Origin of the sequence: Streptomyces sp. NPDC047130 (assembly GCF_040643475.1) — a bacterium.
Lineage (GTDB): Bacteria > Actinomycetota > Actinomycetes > Streptomycetales > Streptomycetaceae > Streptomyces.
This window is the reverse complement of sequence record NZ_JBEYUK010000028.1, coordinates 49,407-71,964: the sequence shown is the minus strand read 5'-3', so window position 1 is coordinate 71,964 and position 22,558 is coordinate 49,407. Positions and strand designations below refer to the sequence as shown.

At 74.3% G+C, this 22,558-nt stretch carries 18 protein-coding genes and 1 pseudogene; 8 read left to right on the top strand and 11 right to left on the bottom strand.

Going from position 1 to position 22,558, the window contains the following annotated elements; all coding sequences use genetic code 11:
- Positions 1 to 4 precede the first annotated feature (4 nt).
- From mgt to ABZ836_RS25955, 4 genes are read right to left on the bottom strand one after another with little or no spacing between them, the layout of a single operon-like run.
- A complete protein-coding gene (mgt, locus tag ABZ836_RS25970; protein WP_356135079.1) occupies positions 5 to 1,216 on the bottom strand; it encodes a macrolide-inactivating glycosyltransferase in 1,212 nt (403 codons plus the stop codon).
- 57 nt (positions 1,217 to 1,273) lie between these two features.
- Positions 1,274 to 2,092 (bottom strand): ABC transporter ATP-binding protein, encoded by an 819-nt coding sequence (locus ABZ836_RS25965; RefSeq protein ID WP_361145984.1) that lies wholly within the window; start codon positions 2,090 to 2,092, stop codon positions 1,274 to 1,276.
- Between the two features lie 37 nt (positions 2,093 to 2,129).
- A complete protein-coding gene (locus ABZ836_RS25960) occupies positions 2,130 to 3,245 on the bottom strand; it encodes an iron ABC transporter permease (RefSeq protein WP_361145982.1) in 1,116 nt (371 codons plus the stop codon).
- Positions 3,242 to 4,321, bottom strand: a complete 1,080-nt coding sequence (locus ABZ836_RS25955) for an iron ABC transporter permease (protein ID WP_356135073.1) — start codon at positions 4,319 to 4,321, stop codon at positions 3,242 to 3,244. The genes ABZ836_RS25960 and ABZ836_RS25955 overlap by 4 nt, the downstream gene beginning before the upstream one ends.
- Positions 4,322 to 4,418: 97 nt before the next feature.
- Here ABZ836_RS25955 and ABZ836_RS25950 point away from each other — a divergent pair, with 97 nt between their 5' ends.
- A complete protein-coding gene (locus ABZ836_RS25950) occupies positions 4,419 to 5,381 on the top strand; it encodes an iron-siderophore ABC transporter substrate-binding protein (RefSeq protein ID WP_356135071.1) in 963 nt (320 codons plus the stop codon).
- 279 nt (positions 5,382 to 5,660) lie between these two features.
- Positions 5,661 to 7,284: pseudogene (locus ABZ836_RS25945) on the top strand (carboxylesterase family protein).
- 45 nt (positions 7,285 to 7,329) lie between these two features.
- On the opposite strand, the gene mmuM reads toward ABZ836_RS25945, so the two are convergent.
- Positions 7,330 to 8,256 (bottom strand): homocysteine S-methyltransferase, encoded by a 927-nt coding sequence (mmuM, locus tag ABZ836_RS25940; RefSeq protein ID WP_356135067.1) that lies wholly within the window; start codon positions 8,254 to 8,256, stop codon positions 7,330 to 7,332.
- A 10-nt stretch (positions 8,257 to 8,266) separates the two neighbouring features.
- Positions 8,267 to 9,493 (bottom strand): YihY/virulence factor BrkB family protein, encoded by a 1,227-nt coding sequence (locus ABZ836_RS25935; protein WP_356135065.1) that lies wholly within the window; start codon positions 9,491 to 9,493, stop codon positions 8,267 to 8,269.
- A 128-nt stretch (positions 9,494 to 9,621) separates the two neighbouring features.
- Here ABZ836_RS25935 and ABZ836_RS25930 point away from each other — a divergent pair, with 128 nt between their 5' ends.
- A complete protein-coding gene (locus tag ABZ836_RS25930; protein WP_356135063.1) occupies positions 9,622 to 11,265 on the top strand; it encodes an acyl-CoA dehydrogenase family protein in 1,644 nt (547 codons plus the stop codon).
- A 132-nt stretch (positions 11,266 to 11,397) separates the two neighbouring features.
- Entirely contained in the window at positions 11,398 to 12,702 is a 1,305-nt protein-coding gene (gene fes, locus ABZ836_RS25925; RefSeq protein ID WP_356135061.1) for an enterochelin esterase, read from the top strand.
- Here the strand turns inward: fes and ABZ836_RS25920 are convergent.
- Positions 12,686 to 13,453, bottom strand: coding sequence for a DUF4097 family beta strand repeat-containing protein (locus ABZ836_RS25920; protein WP_356135059.1), 768 nt, complete (start codon positions 13,451 to 13,453; stop codon positions 12,686 to 12,688). The two genes, fes and ABZ836_RS25920, sit on opposite strands and share 17 nt — an antisense overlap.
- 169 nt (positions 13,454 to 13,622) lie before the next feature.
- Entirely contained in the window at positions 13,623 to 14,882 is a 1,260-nt protein-coding gene (locus ABZ836_RS25915) for an FAD-binding protein (protein ID WP_361145976.1), read from the bottom strand.
- Positions 14,883 to 15,100: 218 nt separating this feature from the next.
- On the opposite strand from ABZ836_RS25915, the gene ABZ836_RS25910 reads away from it, so the two are divergent.
- From ABZ836_RS25910 to ABZ836_RS25900, 3 genes are all read left to right on the top strand, one after another.
- The gene (locus ABZ836_RS25910) at positions 15,101 to 16,465 is read left to right on the top strand and encodes a radical SAM protein (protein ID WP_356135055.1); all 1,365 of its coding nucleotides are present in this window, start codon (positions 15,101 to 15,103) and stop codon (positions 16,463 to 16,465) included.
- A gap of 179 nt (positions 16,466 to 16,644) precedes the next feature.
- A complete protein-coding gene (locus ABZ836_RS25905) occupies positions 16,645 to 17,313 on the top strand; it encodes a YitT family protein (RefSeq protein WP_356135053.1) in 669 nt (222 codons plus the stop codon).
- A gap of 74 nt (positions 17,314 to 17,387) precedes the next feature.
- Positions 17,388 to 18,896: a SulP family inorganic anion transporter gene (locus ABZ836_RS25900; RefSeq protein WP_361145971.1), complete on the top strand. Its 1,509-nt coding sequence runs from the start codon at positions 17,388 to 17,390 to the stop codon at positions 18,894 to 18,896.
- A 56-nt stretch (positions 18,897 to 18,952) separates the two neighbouring features.
- Here the strand turns inward: ABZ836_RS25900 and ABZ836_RS25895 are convergent, their stop codons facing one another.
- Both ABZ836_RS25895 and ABZ836_RS25890 read right to left on the bottom strand, forming a co-directional pair.
- Positions 18,953 to 19,567 carry a hypothetical protein gene (locus ABZ836_RS25895; RefSeq protein ID WP_361146030.1) on the bottom strand — a complete coding sequence of 205 codons (615 nt, stop codon included), beginning with the start codon at positions 19,565 to 19,567 and terminating at the stop codon, positions 18,953 to 18,955.
- Positions 19,568 to 19,764: 197 nt separating this feature from the next.
- Complete coding sequence (locus tag ABZ836_RS25890) at positions 19,765 to 20,460, bottom strand: lipoprotein (protein WP_361145968.1); 696 nt, start codon at positions 20,458 to 20,460, stop codon at positions 19,765 to 19,767.
- An 83-nt stretch (positions 20,461 to 20,543) separates the two neighbouring features.
- Between ABZ836_RS25890 and ABZ836_RS25885 the strand changes: the two genes are divergently transcribed.
- Positions 20,544 to 20,990 carry a hypothetical protein gene (locus ABZ836_RS25885; RefSeq protein ID WP_361145965.1) on the top strand — a complete coding sequence of 149 codons (447 nt, stop codon included), beginning with the start codon at positions 20,544 to 20,546 and terminating at the stop codon, positions 20,988 to 20,990.
- On the opposite strand, the gene ABZ836_RS25880 is transcribed toward ABZ836_RS25885, so the two are convergent.
- Positions 20,930 to 22,138 (bottom strand): cysteine desulfurase-like protein, encoded by a 1,209-nt coding sequence (locus ABZ836_RS25880; protein WP_361145962.1) that lies wholly within the window; start codon positions 22,136 to 22,138, stop codon positions 20,930 to 20,932. The two genes, ABZ836_RS25885 and ABZ836_RS25880, sit on opposite strands and share 61 nt — an antisense overlap.
- Between the last annotated feature and the right edge of the window lie 420 nt (positions 22,139 to 22,558).

Below are 22,558 nucleotides of genomic sequence, written 5' to 3'. Positions count from 1 at the left end.
CAGGTCAGGCGGGACGGCGGTCGGGCAGCTCGGCCTCGATCAGGTCGGCCGCCCGGCGGGTTCCGCCCTCCTCGGCGATCTCCGCGCCGAGCGCGGCCAGCCGGGCCGCCACCTCCGGGTCGTCGACCAGGGCCAGGGCCGCCGCCCGCAGCGTGTCGGCGGTGGCCTCCTCGGCGGGCAGGTGCCGGGCGATGCCGAGGCCTTCCAGCATGTCCGCGTTCATGTGCTGGTCCGCGGCCTGCGGGACGGCGATCATCGGGGTCGCGCTCGCCATGCCCTCCTGGCTGCCGCCCGCGCCCGCGTGGGTGACGAACAGGTCGGCCCCGGCGAGCACCGCGCGCTGCGGAACCCAGTCGTGGACCTCGACGTTCGGCGGGAGGTCGCCCAGTTCGGCCGGGTCGACGTGCTTGCCGATCTGCAGCACGGTGTGCCAGCCGGGGAGGTCGCCGAAGGCCTTGACGCACTCCCGGTAGAACGCGGGCCGCTGGGTGAAGGCGGAGCCGAGCGACACCAGCACGACCTTTGCGGCGCCGGCCGGACGCCGCCAGCCGCCCTGGGCGGCCGGGTCCGCCTGGCAGGCCCCGACGAAGCTGTAGACGTCCTCGTTCACCCGGTCGGCGTTGGGCTGGAGCGCCTTCGGGATGAGGACCAGGGCGCGGTCGGGGCGCCCGCCGAAGGTGTCGGGGTCCAGGGGGACGCCGTTGTCGTCCAGCCACCTCCGGTACCGGGCGTAGTACGCCTGGCCGCGCGGTGTCCTCCGCGGCTCCTCCCAGAGGGGTTCGGCCACCTCCTTCTCGTACCCCTCCCAGGCGACCATGGCGGGGGAGAGGCAGACCGCGGGGACTCCCCACCGGTGGGCGAGGACGCGGGCGGGGTAGCCGGCGATGTCGTACAGCACCAGGTCGGGGCGGTCGCCCTCGTAGGCGGCCTCCAGCTGGGGCAGCGCCTGGATCGCGTCGTCGAGGAACGGTTCGACGTTGTCGAGGAGTGTGCTGCCCCACGCCTCGGGCGGGTCCTCGGGGGAGGGCAGCGTGGAGTTCCACGGCTTGACCTCCGCGCCGGTGGCGGCGACCTTCCCGGCGAGGAGGGGAGGGATCGCGTAGGTCACCCGGTGCCCGCGGCGCACGAGCTCCCGGATCACCTCCAGGCTGGGGTTCACGTGGCCGTGGGCCGCGATGGAGAACATGGCGATGTGGGCGGGGCGGGGGGTGCTCATGCCCCGAACCTAACGGCCCGCCGCGCCCGCATCACCCGGTTTACCGCCCGCCCGCCCTCAGGTCGTCGCGGGCGCGGTGAGGGTGGTGCGGGCCGCGGGGACGACCACGGGGGAGCCGTCGCCGGGAGCGGTGAGGATGTCGGCGTCGATGCCGTACAGGTCCTTGACCAGGGCGGCGGTGACGACGTCACGCGGGGCGCCCTCGGCGACGACCTTGCCGGACTTCATGGCGACCACGGTGTCCGCGTACCGCGCGGCCAGCGCGAGGTCGTGCAGGACCATCACCACGGTCCGCCCGGCCGCCGCGACCTCGCGGATCAGCTCCAGCACCTCCACCGCGTGCCCGAGGTCGAGCGCCGAGGTGGGCTCGTCGAGCAGGACGACGGGGGTCTCCTGGGCGAGGACCACCGCCAGCCAGCAGCGCTGCCGCTGGCCGCCGGAGAGCCGGTCGACGCGCCGCCCGGCGAGCTCGAGGGTGCCGGTGGCCTCCAGTGCCGCCCGCACCGCCGCCTCGTCCTCCCGCGACCACTGCCGCAGCAGTCCCTGGTGCGGGTGGCGCCCGTACCGGACCAGCCCGGCCACGGTGACCGCCTCCGGCGCGGTGGGGGCCTGCGGCAGCAGCCCGACGCGCCGCGCCGCGGTGCGCCGCTTCATCTGCCGGACGTCCTCGCCGCCCACCCGCACCGTGCCGGACTCCGGCTCGTGCAGCCGGGCGACGGACCGCAGCAGCGTGGACTTGCCGCACCCGTTGGGGCCGACGATCGCGACGACCTCGCCCGCCGGCACCGACAGATCGACGCCGTCGACCACCCGGTGGCCGGCGTAACCCGCGACCAGCCCCTGGACCTCCAGGCGGAGGCCTTCGGCAGAGCTCATGACGGTTGTTCCTCTCAGCGTTCTCATCACGCGGCGATCAGGCGTTGTCGGCGGGGTCCCGGAACAGCACCCACAGCAGGAAGGGGCCGCCCAGGACACTGGTGACGACGCCCACCGGGATCTCCACGGGGGCGACGACGCGGCCCAGCGCGTCCGCGGCGGCGATCAGCACCGCGCCGGTCAGGGCGGAGCCGAGGACCGGCACCCGGGTCGGGCCGGCCAGCCGGGACGCCAGGATCGGGGCGGCCAGCGCCACGAAGGCGACGGGACCGCCGATGCCGACGGCGCAGCCGGACAGCGCGACCGCCAGGGCCAGCGCCGCCCCGCGGGTGCGGCGCAGGTCCACGCCGAGGCTCGCGGCGAGTTCGTCGTCCAGCCGCAGCAGCTGGAGCCGGTTGCCGGCGGCCAGGGCGAGCGGCACCAGCACGACCAGGACCCACAGCAGCGGCGTGCCCACCGACCAGTCGCGGCCGCTGAGGCTGCCGACGGTCCACAGGAAGACGCCGCCGGCCGTGTTGTCGTTCTCGCGGGACATCACCAGGTCGGTCACGGCGGCGATGACGGTGGAGACGCCGATGCCGACCACCAGCACCCGGTGGCCCTTGGTGCCGACGCCGCCCGCGCACAGCACCACCAGCGCGGCGGCAGCGGCGGCGCCCAGCGGTCCCAGCCACCAGTCGCCGATGGTGCCGGTGGCGGAGCCGACCACGGAGGCCACCACCACGGCGGTGGCGCCCTCGTTGACGCCGATCACGTCGGGGGTGGCGAGGCGGTTGCCGGCCAGGGTCTGCAGCAGGCAGCCGGCGACGCCGAGCGCGGCGCCCACCAGCAGTCCCACCATGATGCGGGGCAGCCGGAACTCCTGCACCAGCATCACGGTCGCCGCGTCGCCGGTGCCGAGGAGCCCCTCGACGGTGCGGCCGAAGCTCATGCCGGTGGAGCTGGCGAACGAGGCCAGCGCCACCACGACCGCGCCGAGGGCCCCCAGGGCGACCGCGACCAGTGCCGTGCGGCGCGGGAACAGCCAGGAGAAGCCGCCGGTCCGCACGACGGTGCTGTCCGGGGGTGTCACCTCCGGCACCGCCGCCCCTGCCGAGGGGAACGTCTCCGCGCCCTCGCCGTCGTGCGGGGCGCTGGTTCCGTGGAGCGTCATGCCGCGCCCCCCGCCGTGGAGAACCGCTGGGAGCGGGCGATCCAGATCAGCAGCGGGCCGCCGATGAAGGCGAGCAGCACGCTGACGGGCGTCTCCCAGGGGCGGATGACCACCCGGGCGAGGATGTCCGCCGCGATCATCACGCAGGCGCCGGTGAGCCCGGAGAGGGTCAACTGCCCGGCGACACGGGGCCCGGTGACGGCGCGTGCGACGTAGGGGGCGAGCAGACCGAGGAAGGCGATCGGACCGGCGAGGGCGACCGCGCAGCCCGCCAGCAGGGTGACCGCGACGGCGACCACCAGCCGTACCCGGCCGGGGTGGTGGCCGAGGGCGCGGGCGCTGTCGTCGCCGAGGGCCAGCGCGGCCAGCGGGCGGGAGCTGCCGTAGGCGACGAGCAGGCCGAGCGCGATCAGCGGGAGCAGCGGGTAGGTGTCGGAGGTCTCGACGCCCGCCAGCGAGCCGATGGTCCAGTAGCGGTAGACGTCGAACGTCGACTGGGTGCCCAGCAGGACGTAGGAGGTCATGCCGTGGAAGGTGGCGCCCAGGGCGGAGCCCGCCAGCACCAGCTTCAGCGGCGACCCGGCCGCGCGCCCCGAGGCGGCCAGCAGCAGGACGACCGCGCTGGCCGTCATGCCGCCGAACAGCGCGCACACCAGCACGCCGTACGGCGACTCGATACCGAGGTAGGTCAGACCGACCACGACGCCCAGCGCGGCACCGGAGTTGACGCCGAGCAGTCCGGTCTCGGCGAGCGGGTTGCGGGTGGCCGCCTGGAGCAGGCAGCCGGCCACGCCCAGCGAGGCGCCGACCAGGACGGCGGCGATGGTCCGGGGGAGGCGCACGTCCACGACCGCGAGCCGGAGTTGGGCGTCGGCGCGGGCGGAGGGGTCGCCGGTCAGGTAGTCCCAGGCCCGGGCCACCGGGCTGTTGCCGGTACCGATCAGCAGGGAGAGCAGGACACAGACCAGGAGCGCGCCCAGCAGGCCCAGGGCCGTCCAGAGCGTGGGCCGGTGCAGTCGGCCCTCCGGCCGGGGCGGTGAGCTCTTCTTCCCCACCCCTTCTTGCGCAGTCAGCATTAGGTTAGCCTAACCTACGTCTCGCCGGTGGTTGTGCTGTGCATCCGCCTCTGACGTCCCCGCTGTTCGATGTAATCCGGAGTGCCCGATCATGCGTATGAATGCCCGAATCTCTCGAGTCCGGGTGGCCGCTGCTGCCGCCGCCGTAGCGGGTGCTCTGACGCTGACCGCCTGCGGCGGGGACACGAAGGACGCGGCCGCCGAGGGCGGCGACAAGGGCGCCAAGGTGAACGTCACCGACGCCAGCGGCAAGAAGGTCGAGGTCCCCGAGGACCCGAAGCGCGTGGTCGTCCTCAGCGAGATGGACCTCGACTCCTCCCTCGCCCTCGGTGTGAAGCCGGTCGGCCTCACCGCGGGCCGCGGCCAGCAGGGCGCCCCCGCCTACCTGACCGAGCAGGCCGCGGGCATCCCGGTCGTCGGCGCCGTCACCGGCCCGGACATCGAGAAGGTCGTCGAGGCCGAGCCGGACGTCATCCTGGCCGGCCAGCTCGCCGACGAGCAGGTGCTCCAGCAGCTCCAGGCCATCGCGCCGACCGTCGTCACCATCGACAACACCAAGAACTGGAAGACGTCCCTCGAGATCACCGGGCAGGTGCTCGGCAAGGAGAACGAGGCCAAGGCCTTCCTCGCCGACTACGACACCAAGGCCGAGGCGCTCAAGGGCAAGCTCGGCGACAAGGCCGGCGCCGAGGTCTCCGTCGCCCGCTACTCGCCCAAGGGCACCGCGGTGATGCAGCAGGGCGTCTTCATCTCCGACGTCCTCAAGGACCTCGGGTTCGCGCGTCCGGGCATCCAGAACGAGAAGGGCGAGGGCCACTCCACCCCGCTCAGCGACGAGAACCTCGCCGAGATCGACGGCGACTGGCTGTTCATCGGCACCCTCACCCCGGCCGACGGCACCCTCCTGGACCAGCTCCAGGCCAAGCCGGCCTTCGCCCAGCTGAAGGCCGTGAAGTCCGACTCGGTCACCGAGATCGACGGCTCGAAGTGGACCAGCCTCGGCGGCGCGCTTGCCGCGGTGTCCGTGCTGGAGGACATCGAGAAGGCCATGGTCGAGTGACCCTCGCGTAACCCTCGCGAGCGAGCGGATCCGACCGCCTCACGGGCCGGACCCGGGACACCTCCCGGGCCCGGCCCGTCGCGTGTCCGGTCCCGTCGCGTCTCCGGCCGCCTCGGGAGCCCGCGCCCGGTCGCCGCCCCGTCCCGCGCCCCGTTCCGCGCGCTGTCGCCCACTCCGTCCGGCGCCCGGTCCCGTGAGGCTTCCCGTGCCGATTGAGGCGCCCCCGTCCCGGCGATACTCGTTGTACGGCGCACCGGGCCGCCGGAAGGGACGGGTCGCATGACGGAGGGAACCGACCGGGCCTGCGGGCCGGAGGCCGTGACGCCGTACGGGAGGGTCCGGGGGCGGTGGGAGGACGGGATCGCCGTGTTCCGCGGCATCCCCTACGCCGCCCCGCCGTTCGGGCCGGGCAGGTTCCGGGCGCCGTCCCCGCCGGAGCCCTGGCAGGGGGTGCGTCCCGCCGTGGAGTTCGGGCCCACCGCCCCCAAGCCGCCCTACTCCGACGCCTTCGCGCGGTTCCTCTCCGACCCCTCGATCCCCGGCGACGACTGCCTGAACCTCAACGTCTGGACCCCCGAGCCGGGCCCCGGGGCGCGGCTGCCGGTGCTGGTGTGGCTGCACGGCGGCGCGCTCACCCGCGGCTCCTCCGCGGTCCCGGTGTACGACGGCCGCGGCTTCGCCCGGGACGGCGTCGTCCTCGTCTCCCTCAACTACCGCCTGGGCGTGGAGGGTTACGGGCTCTTCCCGGACGCCCCGGCCAACCTCGGGCTGCGGGACCAGATCGCGGCGCTCGAGTGGGTGCGGGACGCCGTCGCCGGGTTCGGCGGCGACCCGGACGACGTCACGGTCGCCGGGCAGTCCGCCGGCGCCATCAGCGTCGGGGCGCTGCTGGCCTCGCCCCGGGCCCGCGGCCTCTTCCGCCGCGCCGTGCTGCAGAGCGGCGCGCCGGAGGCGACCGGACGGGACAAGGCGCGGCGGATGGTGCGGCGGATGGCGGCCAGGCTCAAGGTCCCGGCCACCGCGGCGGCCTTCGCCGAGGTCGACCGGGCACTGCTGCTGCGCACCCAGGCGGAGGTCGGGCGGCTGAGCAGCCCGGTCCTCGGCGGGCCCGCGTTCGGCATCGTCGAGGACGGCGACGTGGTGCCGCGCGACCCGCTGCGGGCCCTGCTGGAGGACGGCGCCGCCGCGGACGTCGAGCTGCTGATGGGGTGGACCACGGACGAGTACCGGCTGTGGCTGGTGCCGGGCGGGCTGCTCGACCGGGTGGACCGGCTGGGACCGCTCGCCCTGACCGGGGCGCGGGCCCGGTGCCGCAGCGGCGTCGACGTGCCGCGCGGATACCGGTCGCTGCGCCCGGAGGCGGGGACGGCGGAGACCGTCGGGCAGATGGTGACAGGACCATCTGCTGCGGCTGCCGCTGCGACGGGTGGCGGACACCCGGGCGGCGCACGGTCCCGGCCGGGGCCGGGCCTACGTCTACGAGTTCGCCTGGGAGTCCCGCCTGCCCGACCTCGGCGCCTGCCACAGCCTCGAGCTCGGATTCGTCTTCGACAGCGGCGGGACGGACGCCGCGGTGCGGATGGCGGGCGAGGGGGCGCCCCGCGAACTGGCACAGGCCATGCACGGGGCGTGGGTGCGGTTCGCCCGGGGCGAGGGAACGGGATGGGAGCCCTGGGACGCGACGCACCCGGTCCGGGTGTTCGACGACGGGCCGCCGCGGACGGTGCGGGGGCTGCGGGACGCCGAACTCGCGCTGTGGACGGTGCCGGCGGTGCCCACCCCGGTGGAGCAGCGGCGCGCGGCGCTGCCGCTCCTGGGGACGTTCGGCCGGCGCGGCGGGACGGCTCTCGAACCCCCGCCCCGCAGGAGGCTCCGGCGGGCGGGCGGGGTGCGGCGGGGGTAGCCGGGCGGCGGAGCCCGCTGGGCCGCCGCCGCGCGGGCGGGCCGGTCAGCCCCTCAGGGACCGGGCGACGGCCGTGACCGTGCCGGGGCCCACCCGGCAGCAGCCGCCGATCAGGCGGGCGCCGGCGGTCCGCCAGGCGCGGGCCGCCGCCGGGTCGAAGGCGGAGCCGCCGGCCCAGGAGCGGGACGCGGCGTCCCAGGACTCCCCGCTGTTGGGGTACGCGACAACGGGTCTGCCCGTCACCCGGGACGCCGTCGCGACCGCCGCGGCGACGTCCTCGGGCGCGCAGCAGTTCACGCCGACGGCGACGACCTCCTCCGCGCCCGCGACCAGGGCGAAGGCGTCCTCGATCGGCTGGCCGGCCCGGGTACGGCCGCCGTCGACGGTGTAGGACAGCCAGGCGGGCACGCCGAGACCGCGGACCGCGCGCAGCAGCGCCTCGGCCTCGACGGCGTCGGGGACCGTCTCCAGGGCCAGGACGTCCGGGCCGGCCGCGGCCAGCGCCTCCAGGCGCGGGCGGTGGAAGCGCTCCAGCTCGGCGACGGTCAGCCCGTACCGGCCCCGGTACTCCGCGCCGTCGGCGAGCATCGCCCCGTACGGACCCGCCGAGGCGGCCACGTACAGCCGGCGGTCCACGCCCCCCGCGCGGGCCCGGACCGCCGCCTCCCGGGCCAGGTCCACGCTCAGCGCCATCAGTCGCGCCGCCTCCGGGCCGGGGATCCCGCGCCAGGCGAAGCCGGGGAAGGTGGCCTGGTAGCTCGCGGTGATCGCGACGTCCGCGCCCGCCTCGTAGTAGGCGAGGTGCGCCTCGGTGACCGCATCCGGACGTTCGGCCAGGAGCCGCGCCGACCACAGGCCGTCGCCCAGGTCGTGCCCCGCCGCCTCCAGCTGGTTGGACATGCCTCCGTCCAGCACCAGCGCGTCGCCCGAGGCCAGGGCGTCGGCGAAGGGGGTGGGCGGGGTGCCGGTCATGACCCCGAGCCTACGACTCGGGGTCGGACAGTCCGTTCTTCACGGCCTCGTTGTTGCGCACCGCCTCGGTGTCGCCCTTCACGCTCTCGTCCAGGCTCTTGCCGTTGTGCGCCGAGCCGTTCTTGGCCGCGTGCCGGGCGTGGGCGCGCAGCAGACGCCCGGTGACGTCCTCGGGGGGAAGGAAACGGGACCAGCGCTCGGGGAACTCCGACGGCGTGTCCGGGTCGTCGTCCGCGGCGCCCACGGCCGTCGTCCGCGCGACGTAGTCGACGATCTGGGCCTTGCGCAGCCGCTCGTTCGTCTCCCGCGCCGCGGCGGTGGCGGCGGCCGGCCACACCCGGTCGATGGCCGCGTTGACGGCCGCGCCGACCAGCACCGCGAAGGCCGACACGCCGATCCACAGGAGGATGGCCACCGGCGCCGCCAGCGAGCCGTAGATGGTCGGCCCCTCGATGGTGGAGGTCAGGTACAGCCGCAGCAGGGCGCTGCCCAGCACCCACATGCCCAGGGCGACCAGCGCCCCCGGGATGTCCTCCATCCACGGCGAACGCACCGGTACCGACACGTGGTAGAGCGTCGTCAGGAAGACCACCGACAGGACCACCACCACCGGCCAGTACAGGACCTGCACCAGCGTCTGCGACCACGGCAGGATCCGCATCACCACGTCCGGCCCCGCCACCATCAGCGGCAGCGCCACCGAACCGATCAGCAGCGCCACGATGAACAGCAGGAACGCCATCAGCCGCGTCCGGACGATGCCGCGCACCCCGTCCAGCCCGTACATCACGGTGATGGTGTCGACGAAGACGTTGACCGCGCGCGACCCCGACCACACGGCGAGCAGGAAGCCCAGGGAGATCACGTCGGGCCGGCCGCCGGAGGTCACGTCGTCGAGGATCGGCTGCGCGATCCCGGTCACGCCCCGGTCGGTGAGCACCGTCCGGGAGGCCTGCAGGATGTTGTTCTCCACACCCCGGATGGTCTCCGCGCCGGTCCACGCGTCCACGTAACCGAGCAGACCGACCAGGCTGAGCAGCAGCGGCGGCACCGAGAGCAGGGTGAAGAAGGCGGCCTCCGCGGCCAGGCCGAGGATCCGGTACTCCATGCACGAATTGACGGTGTCCTTCAGCAGGAGCCACGCCGTCCGGCGCTTGGAGACGTTCCGGTAGAGGACGCGGGCCCGGTGGAGGCGGCCGCCGGAGGGCTCGTCGGTGTTTTCGCTCGCTGCCTGCACGGGGTAAAGGTAACGGCAGCGCGGCGCGTCCCTGACATCCCGCCCCGCCGTGACGAGGGACCCGGCGGCGCGGACGACCCGGCTCCGGGGCCTGTGATCGCGGCGCCCGGCAGGGTAGGTTCCGGCCCATGCCGGCAACGCACACCGTGACGAATCAGCCTCCGCCCCTGGTCGGGTACGACGTGTACAGCGCGGACCGCGCGCTGACCGAGGCCGTGGAGCGGCACCTCGACCCCGGACTCCTCGACGAGGCACGCCGGGAACTCTCCGGCCTCGGCCGCAGCGCGGGGTCGGCCCAGGTCCAGGACTGGGGGCGGCTGGCCAACGAGAACCCGCCCGTCCTGCGCACCCACGACCGGTACGGGCACCGCATCGACGAGGTCGAATTCCACCCCTCCTGGTACCAGTTGATGCGCAAGGGGATCTCCGCCCGGCTCACCGCCGCCTGGTCCCGCCCCGGCGGGCACGTGCGCCGGGCCGCCGGGTTCCTGGTCTGGTCCCAGGCCGAGGCGGGCCACGGCTGCCCGCTGTCCATGACCCACGCCGCCGTCCCCGCGCTGCGCACCGACCCCGCCCTCGCCGCCGTCTGGGAGCCCCGCCTCACCTCCACCCTCTACGACCCGGCGCTCGTCCCCGCCGCCGAGAAGCCCGGCGCGGTGTTCGGCATGGGGATGACGGAGAAGCAGGGCGGCAGCGACGTCCGCGCCAACACCACGGTGGCCCGCCCGCTCGCCGAGGACGGCGCCTACGAGCTCACCGGCCACAAGTGGTTCTGCTCCGCCCCGATGTCCGACGGCTTCCTGGTCCTGGCGCAGACCGGCGAGGGCCCCACCTGCTTCCTGCTGCCGCGCGTCCTCGACGACGGCACCCGCAACGTCTTCCGCATCCAGCGGCTCAAGGACAAGCTGGGCAACCGCTCCAACGCCTCCGCCGAGGTCGAGTTCGACGGCACCTGGGCCCGACGCGTCGGCGAGGAGGGCCGCGGCGTGCGCACCATCATCGAGATGGTCGCCGCCACCCGCCTGGACTGCGTGCTGGGCTCCGCCGCCCTGATGCGGCAGGCCGTCGCCCAGGCCGTGCACCACTGCGCCCACCGCCGGGCCTTCGGCGGCCTGCTGATCGACCAGCCGCTGATGCGCAACGTGCTGGCCGACCTGGCGCTGGAGTCGGAGGCCGCCACCGCCCTGGCGATCCGGCTGGCCGCCGCCTACGACGCCGTCCAGGACCGCGGCGACGAACAGGAACGCGCCCTGCTGCGCCTGGCCGTCCCGGCCGCCAAGTACTGGGTCACCAAGCGGTGCACGCCGCTGGTCGCCGAGGCCGCCGAATGCCTCGGCGGCAACGGCTACGTCGAGGAGTCCGGGATGCCGCGCCTGCTGCGCGAGTCCCCGCTCAACTCGGTGTGGGAGGGCGCCGGGAACGTCCAGGCCCTGGACGCGCTGCGCGCCCTGCGGCGGGAGCCGGCCGCGCTGGACGCGTTCCTGCGCGAGGTGGGGCGGGCCCGCGGCGCGGACCACCGGCTGGACGGGGCGATCAAGCGACTGCTGACCGACCTGGCCGACATGGAGGGCGCCGAGGCACGGGCCCGCCGCGTGGTGGAGCGGATGGCGCTGGTGCTCCAGGGCTCGCTGCTCGTGCGGTTCGCCCCGCCGGAGGTCGCCGACCTGTTCTGCGCCTCCCGGCTCGGCGGCGACCACGGCCACGCCTTCGGCACCCTCCCGCACTCGCCCCACCTCGCCGAGGTGGTGGACCGGGCCCGCCCGACCGCCTGACCGGCGCCGGGTGCCGGGCGCCGGGTGCCGGGTGCCGGGTGCCGGGGCGGTGGGGGCGGAGTCCGCGGACGGCTCCGGGGAAGGGCACACGTAGGGTGGCGGGCGAGACCGTCGCCCCTGGAGAGCCGCCCGATGTCCTTCCCCGCACCGCCCCGCGAGTCGCTCCCGCATCCGCCGCGCACCCCGCGTCCGGCCGCCCTGGAGCTCGCCGAGAGCCCGCGGATCGCGGCTCTGGCCTCCGGGGCGGAGAGCGTCGAGGCGTTCTGGGCCTCGGTCCGCGCCACCGGCACGCCCCTGGTCGAACCCGACCCCCGCGGCTCGGACGACCACGCGCTGGTCACCTTCCTCTGGCAGGGGGACGACCGGGTCCGGGCCGCACTGGCCCTGCCCAACAAGCTGGCCGACCCGCGCGACCCCGCGGCCAACCTGATGCGCCGCGTCCCCGGCACCGACGTCTGGCACTGGACGCTGCGGATGCGCACCGACTGGCGGGCCACCTACTCCCTCTGCGTCGACGACGGCGACGACCCGGACGCCCCCCGGCCCGGCGAGCAGCCGTACTGGCCGTGGCTGCGGTCCCGGCCGCGGGTGGACCCGTTCAACCCCCGCACGCTGGCCCGGCGCTGGGGCGGCGTGCGGCAGTCCGTGCTGGAACTGCCCGACGCGCCGCCCGCCGACCCCCTGTGGCGACGGCGCCCCGGAGCGGCGCGGGGCACCGTCACCGAACACCTGCTGCGCAGCGAACTCCTCGGCAACGAAAGGCGCGTGTGGCTGTACGAGCCCCCGCACCGGGACCCCGGCGCCGAACTCCCCGTCGTCGTGCTCTTCGACGGGGAGATGTGGCAGCCGGAGCTGGAGATATCCGTGCTCCTGGACAACCTGATCGCGGACGGCGCGATCCCCCCGGTGGCCGCCGTCCTCCCGGAATCGCTCGGTTCCGAGTGCCGCTACCGCGAACTCGCCTGCCGGGACGCGTTCGTGGAGTTCCTGAGCACCGAACTCCTGCCCTGGGCCGGCACCTTGCTGCCCCTGTCCGTGGACCCCACCCGCACCGTCCTCGCCGGACAGAGCCTCGGCGGACTCGCCGCCCTGTACGGGGCGATGCGGGCGCCCGAGCGGTTCGGCAACGCGCTGTCCTGCTCCGGCTCCGTGTGGTGGCCCAACCACGCCGAGACCGACGGCGAGTGGCTCACCGGGGCGATCCGCGAGCACGGCGTGCCCGAGGGGGTCCGGCTCTGGCTCTCGGCGGGCGAGCAGGAATGGGTGCTGCTCCCGGCCAGCCGCCACCTGCGCGACGCGCTGGCCGAGCGGCGGGCGGACTTCTCCTACCGCGAGTTCAACGGCGGCCACGACTACCTGTGCTGGCGCACCGAACTCGCCGACGGGCTGACCGCCCTGCTGGGCCGGCCCGCCGCCGGGTTCAGCCGGCCGCGCTGAGGGTGATGTCGCCGTTGTCGGAGCGGACGTCGAGCCGGTTGGCGCCGTCCGGGTCGGTCGCCAGCCGCGTGGACACGTCGCCGTTGGAGGTCGCGGCGTCCACCCGGTAGGCGGTGCCCTCCGGCACCTCGAGGGTCACGTCGCCGTTGGAGGACTCCACGCCGGCCCGCTGCGGCGCGGAGGCGAACACCAGCCGGACGTCGCCGTTGTCGGAGACGGCCTTCACCTCGCGGGAGGTGACGCCGGTGGCCTCCAGGTCGCCGTTGTCGCCCTCCAGGGTGAGCGGGCCGGTGGCGCCGGTCACCTCGACGTCGCCGTTGTCCGTCTCGATGGTCAGCGCGGTGCCGAAGTCGCGGGCCTGGATGTCGCCGTTGTCGCCGCGCACGGTCAGCCGCAGGTCGCGGGGGACCAGCACCTCGTAGCGGGCCGCGCAGCCGCCCATCACCGGGCCGCAGTCGGTCCTCAGCTCCAGCCGGTCGCCGTCCATCTCCCAGCTGGCCTCCGGATCGCCGATCAGCGCCCACCCGTCGAACCACCGGGTGACCTCGATCTCCTCGACGTCGGCCGGGCGGACCGCGAGGTCCCCGTTGTCGGTGTCGATGGTGACGTGACCGGCGGACGTGGCGAAGGAGCGCTTCTCGGGCTCCGCGTCGTCGAGGTCGGCGCCGCAGCCGCTCAGGGCCGCCGTCGCGAGGACGACGCCGGCGGCGGCCAGGGCCGCACGGGCGGCACGAGGGTTGACTGCGGCCACGGGGGCCTCCGTTCGGGGTCGGATGCGGTACTCGCGTCGACCGTTGTCGACGCTCCGACGGTACGGAGGCGGCGGGGGCCCGCACGATCCGGCGCGCCCCCTTCGCGGTACGGGGGCTGTCCCCACCCCACCCGGGGGGAGAGAGGCCGGACGGGCCCCGCCGGAGGGGTCAGTCGCCCAGGAGGTCCTGGACGAACGCGTTGCGGAAGGCGCGGCGGGGGTCCAGCTCCGCGGCCAGCGCCGCGAAGTCGGCGTGCCGAGGGTACCGTTCGCGCAGCACCGGCCAGGGCACCGTGAAGACCTTGCCCCAGTGCGGCCGCGGGGCGAAGGGGGCCAGCGCCTCCTCGACGCGGGCGATCACCGGGAGCACCGCCGCCGTGTCGTCCACCCAGGTGAAGTGCACCGCCACGCTGTCCCGGTCGTAGGACGGGCTCAGCCACTGCCCGTCACCGGCCACCGTGCGGACCTCGCAGACCTGCAGGACGGGGGAGACGGCCTCGCGGATCGCGGCCAGCGCGTGCAGCGCCTCCAGGGCCGCGCCGCGCGGCAGCAGGTACTCGGACTGGAGCTCGTCGCCGCTGCTGGGGGTGAACTCCGCCCGGAAGTGCGGAAGCCGCTCGTGCCAGGGCCCCGGAACACCCAGCTGCTCGGTGCAGTTCACGGCCGGCATCCCCGGCACCGGGTGCACCGGTCCGGCCGCCGCGGGCGCCCGGTCGAACACGAGGGGGCCGTCGTCGACCCGGTGCTTGACCCACACCTGCTCGAAGACCGGACGGCGCCAGGACGTGAACAGGCTGACGCTGTACGCCGACTCCGCCACGGCGGTGAAGTCCAGCCCGTCCAGCGGCAGCCCGGTGAAGACCCGCTGCTCCACCTCGAAGGCCAGCTCCAGGTCCAGGGTCAGCGCGGTGACCACACCCAGCGCGCCCAGCGAGGTGACCACGCCGCCGAAGCGGGCGTCGCCGCGGCCGACGGCCGTCACCGAGCCGTCGGAGGTGACCAGCTCGACCTCGCGCACCGACGCGGCCAGCGGGCCGTTGGCGGCGCCCGAGCCGTGGGTGCCGGTGGCGACCGAGCCGGCCACCGAGATGTGCGGCAGCGAGGCCATGTTGGCCAGCGCCAGCCCGTGCGCGTGCACCTCCCGGGCCAGGCGCGCGTACCGCACCCCGCCGCCCACCCGGACCGTACGGGCCGCCGTGTCCACGTCGATCTCGGCCGGCAGAGCGTCCAGCGAGAGCAGCGCGCCGCCGGCGCCCGGGTCGGCGACGGTGTTGAAGGAGTGCCCGCTGCCGAGCACCCGCACCCGGTCCAGGCCCGCCACGGTCTCCCGGAGCTCGCCGAGGGTGGTCGGCCGGAGCAGCTCGGTGGTGGAGAACACGATGTTGCCCGCCCAGTTGGCCAGGGCGGCGGGGGTGGTGGTGCGGGACATGCGGTTCCTCCGGAGCGGGCGCGGCAGCGCCGTGCGTGGCGCCGCGCGCGGGTCTGACCTCAGCCTCTCACCCGACCCCGGGAAAGCCCTCACCTGCCCGGAGGACTGTGAGGTGCCCCACATCGGGGCAGGCTCCGGGGCGTGACACGGGGACCCGGTACCGCACCCGCGTCACCGGCGGCATACGGTGAGAAGTCGCGCATGGGAAGGAGAACGGTATGAGCACGGACACGGGCAGTCGTACCGCGCTGGTCGAGGATCTGATGGAGAGGTTCCCCGGGGTACCGCGGGAGGCCGTGTTCAAGGAGGACCTGCTGCGGGGCGGCGTCGCCTTCGACGCCTCGGCGCTCAGCGACAACGAGGACGGCGAGGTCAAGCCGAAGTCCTACTTCATCTTCTCCTTCGACCACGGCACCCTCCCCGAACTCGGCGAGGCCGCGCTGCGCCGTCCGCCGGAGGAGATCATCCTGACCGGCGGCCCCTACGACCTGCGGCGCACCGTCGTCTCGGTCCGGGTCAACCCGAACTCGCCGTACCGGGTCGCCGCCGACGACAGCGGCATGCTGGGCCTCTACCTCGACGGGAAGCGGATCGCCGACGTCGGCGTCCCGCCGATGCCCGAGTACTACCGGCACAAGCTCTCCAACGGGAAGTCCGTGATGGAGGTGGCCCCCACCATCCAGTGGGGCTACCTGATCTACCTCACGGTCTTCCGGGTGTGCCAGTACTTCGGCGTCAAGGAGGAGTGCCAGTACTGCGACATCAACCACAACTGGCGCCAGCACAAGAAGGCCGGCCGCCCCTACACGGGCGTCAAGGACGTGGAGGAGGTGCTGGAGGCCCTGGAGATCATCGACAGGTACGACACCCAGAAGACCTCCACCGCCTACACCCTCACCGGCGGCGCCATCACCTCCAAGGTCGCCGGGCGCGACGAGGCCGACTTCTACGGCCACTACGCCAAGGCCATCGAGGAGCGCTTCCCCGACCGCTGGATCGGCAAGGTCGTCGCGCAGGCGCTGCCCAAGGACGACGTCCAGCGGTTCAAGGACTACGGCGTCAAGATCTACCACCCCAACTTCGAGGTGTGGGACGAGTACCTGTTCAAGATGTACTGCCCGGGCAAGGAGCGGTACGTCGGCCGTGACGAGTGGCACCGCCGGATCCTGGACTCCGCGGAGATCTTCGGCCCGCGAAACGTGATCCCGAACTTCGTGGCGGGCGTCGAGATGGCCGAGCCGTTCGGCTTCAAGACGGTCGACGAGGCCATCGCCTCCACCACCGAGGGCCTGCGGTTCTTCATGTCGAACGGCATCACGCCCCGGTTCACCACCTGGTGCCCGGAGCCGACCACGCCGCTCGGGAGGACCAACCCGGACGGCGCGCCGCTGGAGTACCACATCCGGCTGCTCCAGGCGTACCGGCAGACGATGGAGGACTTCGGTCTCTCCTCGCCCCCCGGCTACGGCCCGCCCGGCCCCGGCAAGGCCGTCTTCTCGGTGAGCTCCTTCATGGACAGCCTCCCGGAGGACGCCACCTACGTGGACAACGAGATCGCCGCCGCGGCCGTCGAGCAGGCCTGACCGCGGCCGGTCCGGCCCCCCCGAGCGCCCCGCGCGCCCGCCCCACGCCGGGACGGGAGCCCGGGGCGCCGGCGTGTCCGCGGCGTGCCGCCGCGCTCCGGAGACGCGCAACGTCCGGTACCACGAGGCGACACCGTCTGGAAACAGGCGTGCGAAAGATAGGTGATACTTTTTCGGCCATGTCGAGTTCTGCCCTCTCGACCGAGGCCGGCACCCGGACCACGGTCGACACCCCTGCCGCGGCCGCCTCCCCGGCCGCTCCGCACACCCTCGCGGAGAACCTGGCGGCGTACGTGATCGGCGCCTTCCTGATGTCCTGGGGGCTCACCCTCCTCCATGCCGTCGGCGGCGTCACCGGCGGTCTCGCCGGCGCGTCGTTCCTGATCAGTTACGCGGGCGACCTCCCGCTGGGCGCCGTGTTCTTCGTGATCAACCTGCCCTTCTACTACTTCGCCCTGCGGCGCATGGGCCGGTCGTTCACGCTGTGCACCCTGGCGGTGGTCGGGCTCACCTCGGCCCTGACGCCGGTCCAGCAGGAGCTGGTCACCCTGTCCGGGCTGAGCCCCTGGTACGCCTCCGTCTTCGGCGGCCTGTGCATCGGCCTCGGCATGATCGTGGTGTTCCGCCACAACGCCAGCGGCGGAGGCTTCGGCATCCTCGCGCTGCACCTGCAGGACCGCCGCGGCTGGCGGGCCGGCTACGTGCAGCTCGGCCTCGACGCCGCGGTGATCCTGTGCGCCCTGCCGCTGGTGGAGCCGATGGTGGTGCTCGCCTCGCTGGCGGGTGTGGCGGTGCTCAACCTGGTGATAGCCATGAACCACCGGCCCGGCCGCTACAACGGACGCTGACCCACGGCCGCTGACCCACGCCCCTCCCTCCTCCGCCGGCGTCCGCCGGCCCCCCCCGCACCAGGAGCGGTCGCATGTCCTCCACGCCGTCCCCGGCCCCGCCCGGCGGACGCCGCCGCCTCCCGGCGCCGCCCGCCTGGATCCGAGACCCCGCGGTGTGGCGCACCGAGGTGCTGGCCGGGCTGGTGGTCGGCCTGGCGCTGATCCCCGAGGCGATCTCCTTCTCGGTGATCGCCGGGGTCGACCCGGCGGTCGGCCTCTTCGCCTCGTTCCTCATGGCGGTGACCATCTCGGTCGTCGGCGGACGCCGGGCGATGATCTCCGCGGCCACCGGCGCGGTCGCCCTGGTGATCGCCCCGCTGAACCGGGAGCACGGCTTCGGGTACCTGATCGCCGGCGTCCTCCTGGCGGGCGTCTTCCAGATCGTGCTGGGCCTGCTGGGCGTGGCCCGGCTGATGCGGTTCGTGCCGCGCTCGGTGATGGTCGGGTTCGTGAACTCCCTGGCCATGCTCGTCTTCCTCGCCCAGGTCCCCGAGCTGCGGGACGTCCCGTGGGCGGTGTACCCGCTGCTGGCGGCGGGCCTGGCGATGCTGGTGCTCTTCCCCCGGCTGACCACCGCCGTGCCCGCGCCGCTGGTCACGGTGGTGATCCTCACCGTGATCACGGTGGCCGCGGGCATCGCGGTGCCCACCGTCGGCGACCGCGGGGAGCTGCCGTCGGCGCTGCCGGTCCCGGGGCTGCCGGACGTGCCGTTCACCCTGGACACCCTCACCACCATCGCCCCGTACTCCTTCGCGATGGCCCTGGTCGGGCTGATGGAGTCGCTGATGACGGCCAAGCTGGTCGACGACATCACCGACACCCGCTCCAGCAAGACCCGCGAGTCCGTGGGGCAGGGCATCGCGAACATCGTCACCGGCCTCTTCGGCGGCATGGGCGGCTGCGCGGTGATCGGGCAGACGATGATCAACGTCAAGGTCTCCGGCGCCCGGACGCGGCTGTCGACCTTCCTGGCGGGCGTCTTCGTGCTGGTCCTGTGCGTGGTGGCCGGACCGGTGGTCTCCGAGATCCCGATGGCCGCGCTGGTCGCGGTGATGGTGATGGTCTCGATCACCGCCTTCGACTGGCACTCGGTCGCCCCGCGGACGCTGCGGCGGATGCCGCTGGGCGAGACCGCGGTGATGGTGATCACCGTGGTCTGTGTGGTCGCCACCCACAACCTGGCCGTCGGTGTGGTGGTCGGGTCGATCACCGCCATGGTGGTCTTCGCGCGACGCGTCGCCCACCTGGTGGACGTCACCGCCGCCTTCCGCCCCGAGGAGGGGCGGGTGGTGTACCGGGTCGCCGGTGAGCTCTTCTTCGCCTCGTCCAACGAGCTGGTGACGCAGTTCGACTACCAGGGCGACCCGGACGACGTGGTCATCGACCTGTCCGCCGCGCACATCTGGGACGCCTCCTCGGTGGCCGCCCTGGACGCCGTCGAGACCAAGTACGCCCGGTGCGGGAAGCGGGTGACGGTGGTCGGGCTCAACGAGGCGAGCGCCCGCATCCACGAACGCCTCGCGGGACGGCTCTCGCCCTGAACACCCGGTGGCCCGGACCCGCCCTCGGGCGGAGACCGGGCCACCGGGCGGGCGGATCAGACCTTGCCGCCGCAGATCACGTCGAACGGACGGCCGATCGCGAACATCAGCTCGATGGGCGCGGTGGTGCCGGCCGGGCACTCCGACTTCTCCTTGACCAGGCCCAGGACCTTGTGGTCGGCCGAGCCGGCCGAGGCGCAGGCGATCTCCTGTGCCTTGGCGTCGACGCAGTCGCCCTCCACCAGCTGGCCGCCGCCCGCGCCCGCGTCACCCGGGTGGTCGTCCGACAGGTTGCGGCCGCAGACCGTCTCGGTCGGGATGCCGCCCGCCTCCGAGCCTCCGTACGAGATCGAGACCTCGATGATCAGGTCGGTGCCGGCCGGGCACTGGACGGACTCCGGCATGAAGCTGCCGTCCATGATCTCCAGGGCCTTGAACGTCGCCCCCGACTCGTCGCAGTCGAACATCCGGTAGCTGTCCGACCCCTTCTCCGGGTCGGGACCGCCGCAGTCGCCCTTCTCCCAGCTCCTCGACTCCTCGGAACCGGACGGGTCCGACGCCCCGGACGAGGACGAAGCGCCCGGCCCGGGCGAGGACGACGCGCCGGTGTCCTCGTCCTTGAGGACCTGCGACGCGCCGAACCCCACCACGAGCACCACGCCCAGCGTCAGCAGGCTCCCCAGGCAGCCCTTCGCCCGGCTGGGCGCGGGCGCCGGCTGCTGCGGCGGAACCGGTGGTGGTGGCGGCTGGGGGTTGTTCTGCCAAGCCACGATGTGTGCCTCCCCTGCACTCTCTACGACACGGGGGAGGACGGTGTGCCGGTACCGGCGGTTCCGCCGGAGGAGTGCCGGAGGAGTGCCGGAGACGGTCAGGTCGTGTGAAGGGTCGTGCGCGCCAGTTCGTACGCCGGGAGCATCGCCTTGTGCTCCTCCTCGTCGGTTCCGCCGAGGTGCACGACCACCGGCCCGTCGGGCGTCACCACGGCCAGCGCCCGCCGCGGCACCAGTTCCTCCCACAGCACGCTCATGGTCAGGTACCGCACCTCGGCCGCCGCCAGCCCGTCGGCGGTCTCGAACGTGCTGTACCGGGCCTCCTCGACCCCCTCGGTCTCCGCGTCCACGAAGTCCTTCAGCACGGTGGTGGCGTCGTCCCCGGACGGGCCCGCGGTCCACACGCGCAGGAACCCGAGGTGGCCGGCCCCGTCGCCGTCGACCTCGCACGCCGCCGTCACCGGTCCCTGCCGGAGCATCTCGCGGGCGACCTCGTCCAGGCCCAGCTCCTTCATGTCCTCGGGCATGTCGTCGAGGGCCTGCTCGGCGTCGGTGACCTCCTCGGCCTTCCAGTCGGCGGCCGTGTCGAAGGACACGGGCAGCGCGCACGGCGACCCGGCCGGCCCCACCGTCCCCCCGCTCCTCGCGACCTCCGCGGAACCGGTCCTCCCTCCGGCCGACGCCTCCGCCCGGTCCGACGCCTCGGCCGTCCGACCGTCACCCCCGGAGCCGCACCCCACCAGGCCCGCCAGCACCACGGCGCCCATCGCCGCCGCGGTCACCGCTCTCCGCATCCCCGCCCCTTTCGGCTGTACGCGATCAAGCGCGCACTGTATCCCGTGGCCGGCCGCGCCGCCCCTCCGTTACCGTCCGGCGCATGGCGCTGAACAGGAAGGGCTCCCGGCGGATCACCGTGGACGGGACCGAGTACCGGTGGCGGGTGCGCAGGCAGGCGTCCTGCGGCCAGGGGTGCTGCGGCGGGTCGCCGATGACCTACGCCGTCGAGGCGGCCGGCACCGACCGCTCGCGCGGAACGGTCCTGCTGGTCACGACCGGCCACCTGCGCCCCGACAACGTGCTCGCCTTCGAGGCGGTGCCCGTGCTCCCCGCCCAGGTCGCGGCGGCCGTCCGGACCGCGCGGGAGCAGGGCTGGGAGCCGGAGGGCCCCGGATCGGCCTTCCGGCTCACCCGGCCGGGCGGGCGAGGGCGGGGGGAGGAAGGTGAGGGGAGGGCCCGGCCCAGCAGGGCCCAGTCCAGCAGGGCTCAGCCCAGCACGTCCGCCAGCGCCGCCAGCAGACGGTCGACGTCCGCGTCGTCGTTGTAGGGGGCCAGACCCACCCGCACGCCGCCCTCGGCGCCGAGCCCCAGGTGGCGGGAGGCCTCCAGCGCGTAGAAGGAGCCGGCCGGCGCGTCCACGCGGTGCGTCGCCAGACGTCGCGAGACCTCGGCCGCGGGTATGCCGTCCACCGTGAACAGCAGCGTGGAGGTGCGGTGCGCGGCACGGGAGTGGACGGTCACGCCGGGGAACCGGGCCAGGGCCTCCGTGACGCGGTCGCGGAGCCGGTCCTCGTGCTCCTCCAGCGCCGCGAAGGCCGCGACCAGGCGCTCCCGGCGGTCCTTCCCCGCGCCGGCCGGCGCCAGACCGGCCAGGAAGTCCACGGCGGCACGCGTGCCCGCCAGCAACTCGTAGGGCAGGGTGCCCAGTTCGAAGCGCTCCGGGACGGCGTCACCGGACGGGAGCAGCTTGTCCGGGCGCAGCGACTCCAGCAGCCCGGCGCGGCCGGTGAGCACGCCCAGGTGCGGGCCGAGAAACTTGTACGGCGAGCAGACCAGCGTGTCGGCCCCGAGGGCGGGCAGGTCCACGGCGGCGTGCGCGGCGTGGTGCACGGCGTCCACGTGCAGCAGCGCGCCGGCCGCGTGGACCAGGGAGGCGAGTGCCGGGACGTCGGGGCGGGCGCCGTTGAGGTTGGAGGCGGCGGTGACCGCGACCAGGCGGGTGCGCGGGGAGAGCGCCGCCTCGACGTGCTCCGGGCGCAGCTCGCCGGTGGCCGCGTCGAACCCGGCCCACCGCACGGTGGCCCCCACCGCCTCCGCGGCCTGGATCCAGGGGCGGATGTTGGAGTCGTGGTCGAGCCGCGAGACCACCACCTCGTCGCCCGGCCCCCAGTCCTTGGCCAGGGTGCGGGCGAGGTCGTACACCAGCTGGGTCGCGCTCCGCCCGAACACCACGGTGCGGGCGGGGGTGTTGAGGAAGTCGCCCATGGCCTCGCGGGCCTCGGTGACGATCCGGTCCGCGTTGCGCTGGGCCTCGGTCAGCGTGCCCCGGTTGGCCAGGGGGCGCGTGAGGGCCTCGGCGACGGCCTCCACCACCGGCGCGGGCGTCTGCGTACCGCCCGGGGCGTCGAACCGGGCCCAGCCCGAGCTGAGCAGGGCGGGGAAATGGGCGCGCACGGCGGCGGCGTCGAAGGACATGCGGCTCTCCTGGGCGGCTGACGGCAGGGGCGAAGGGCGAGGTCAGGCCATGATCGCAGCAGACGCGCCCGGACGGAACGGGGGCGGCGAAGGGGCGGGGGAGTACCGGTGACGGGTGCGCGGGGACGGAACGAGCAAGTCCGAGCGCCCCACGACTCCCCAAAGCCGTGTCGCGCCCGGACCCTCTGCCGGAAGGTCGGAGGCCTGTGACCCTCCGGTGGTCCCAACTCCCCGTCTGCTCGCGTGGGATGCCGCCGACGGACCGCGGACCCGGCGACGGGGTGTCCCCCTGCGGGGAGACCAAACCCCCGGCCGGAACCCGGTGCTCCCGCCGCTGCCCATCTCAACAGCGGACACGGAACGCAATATTCCGCTTCTGTCACGAAAAACCACGAAACGCGCACACTTCCACGAAGACAC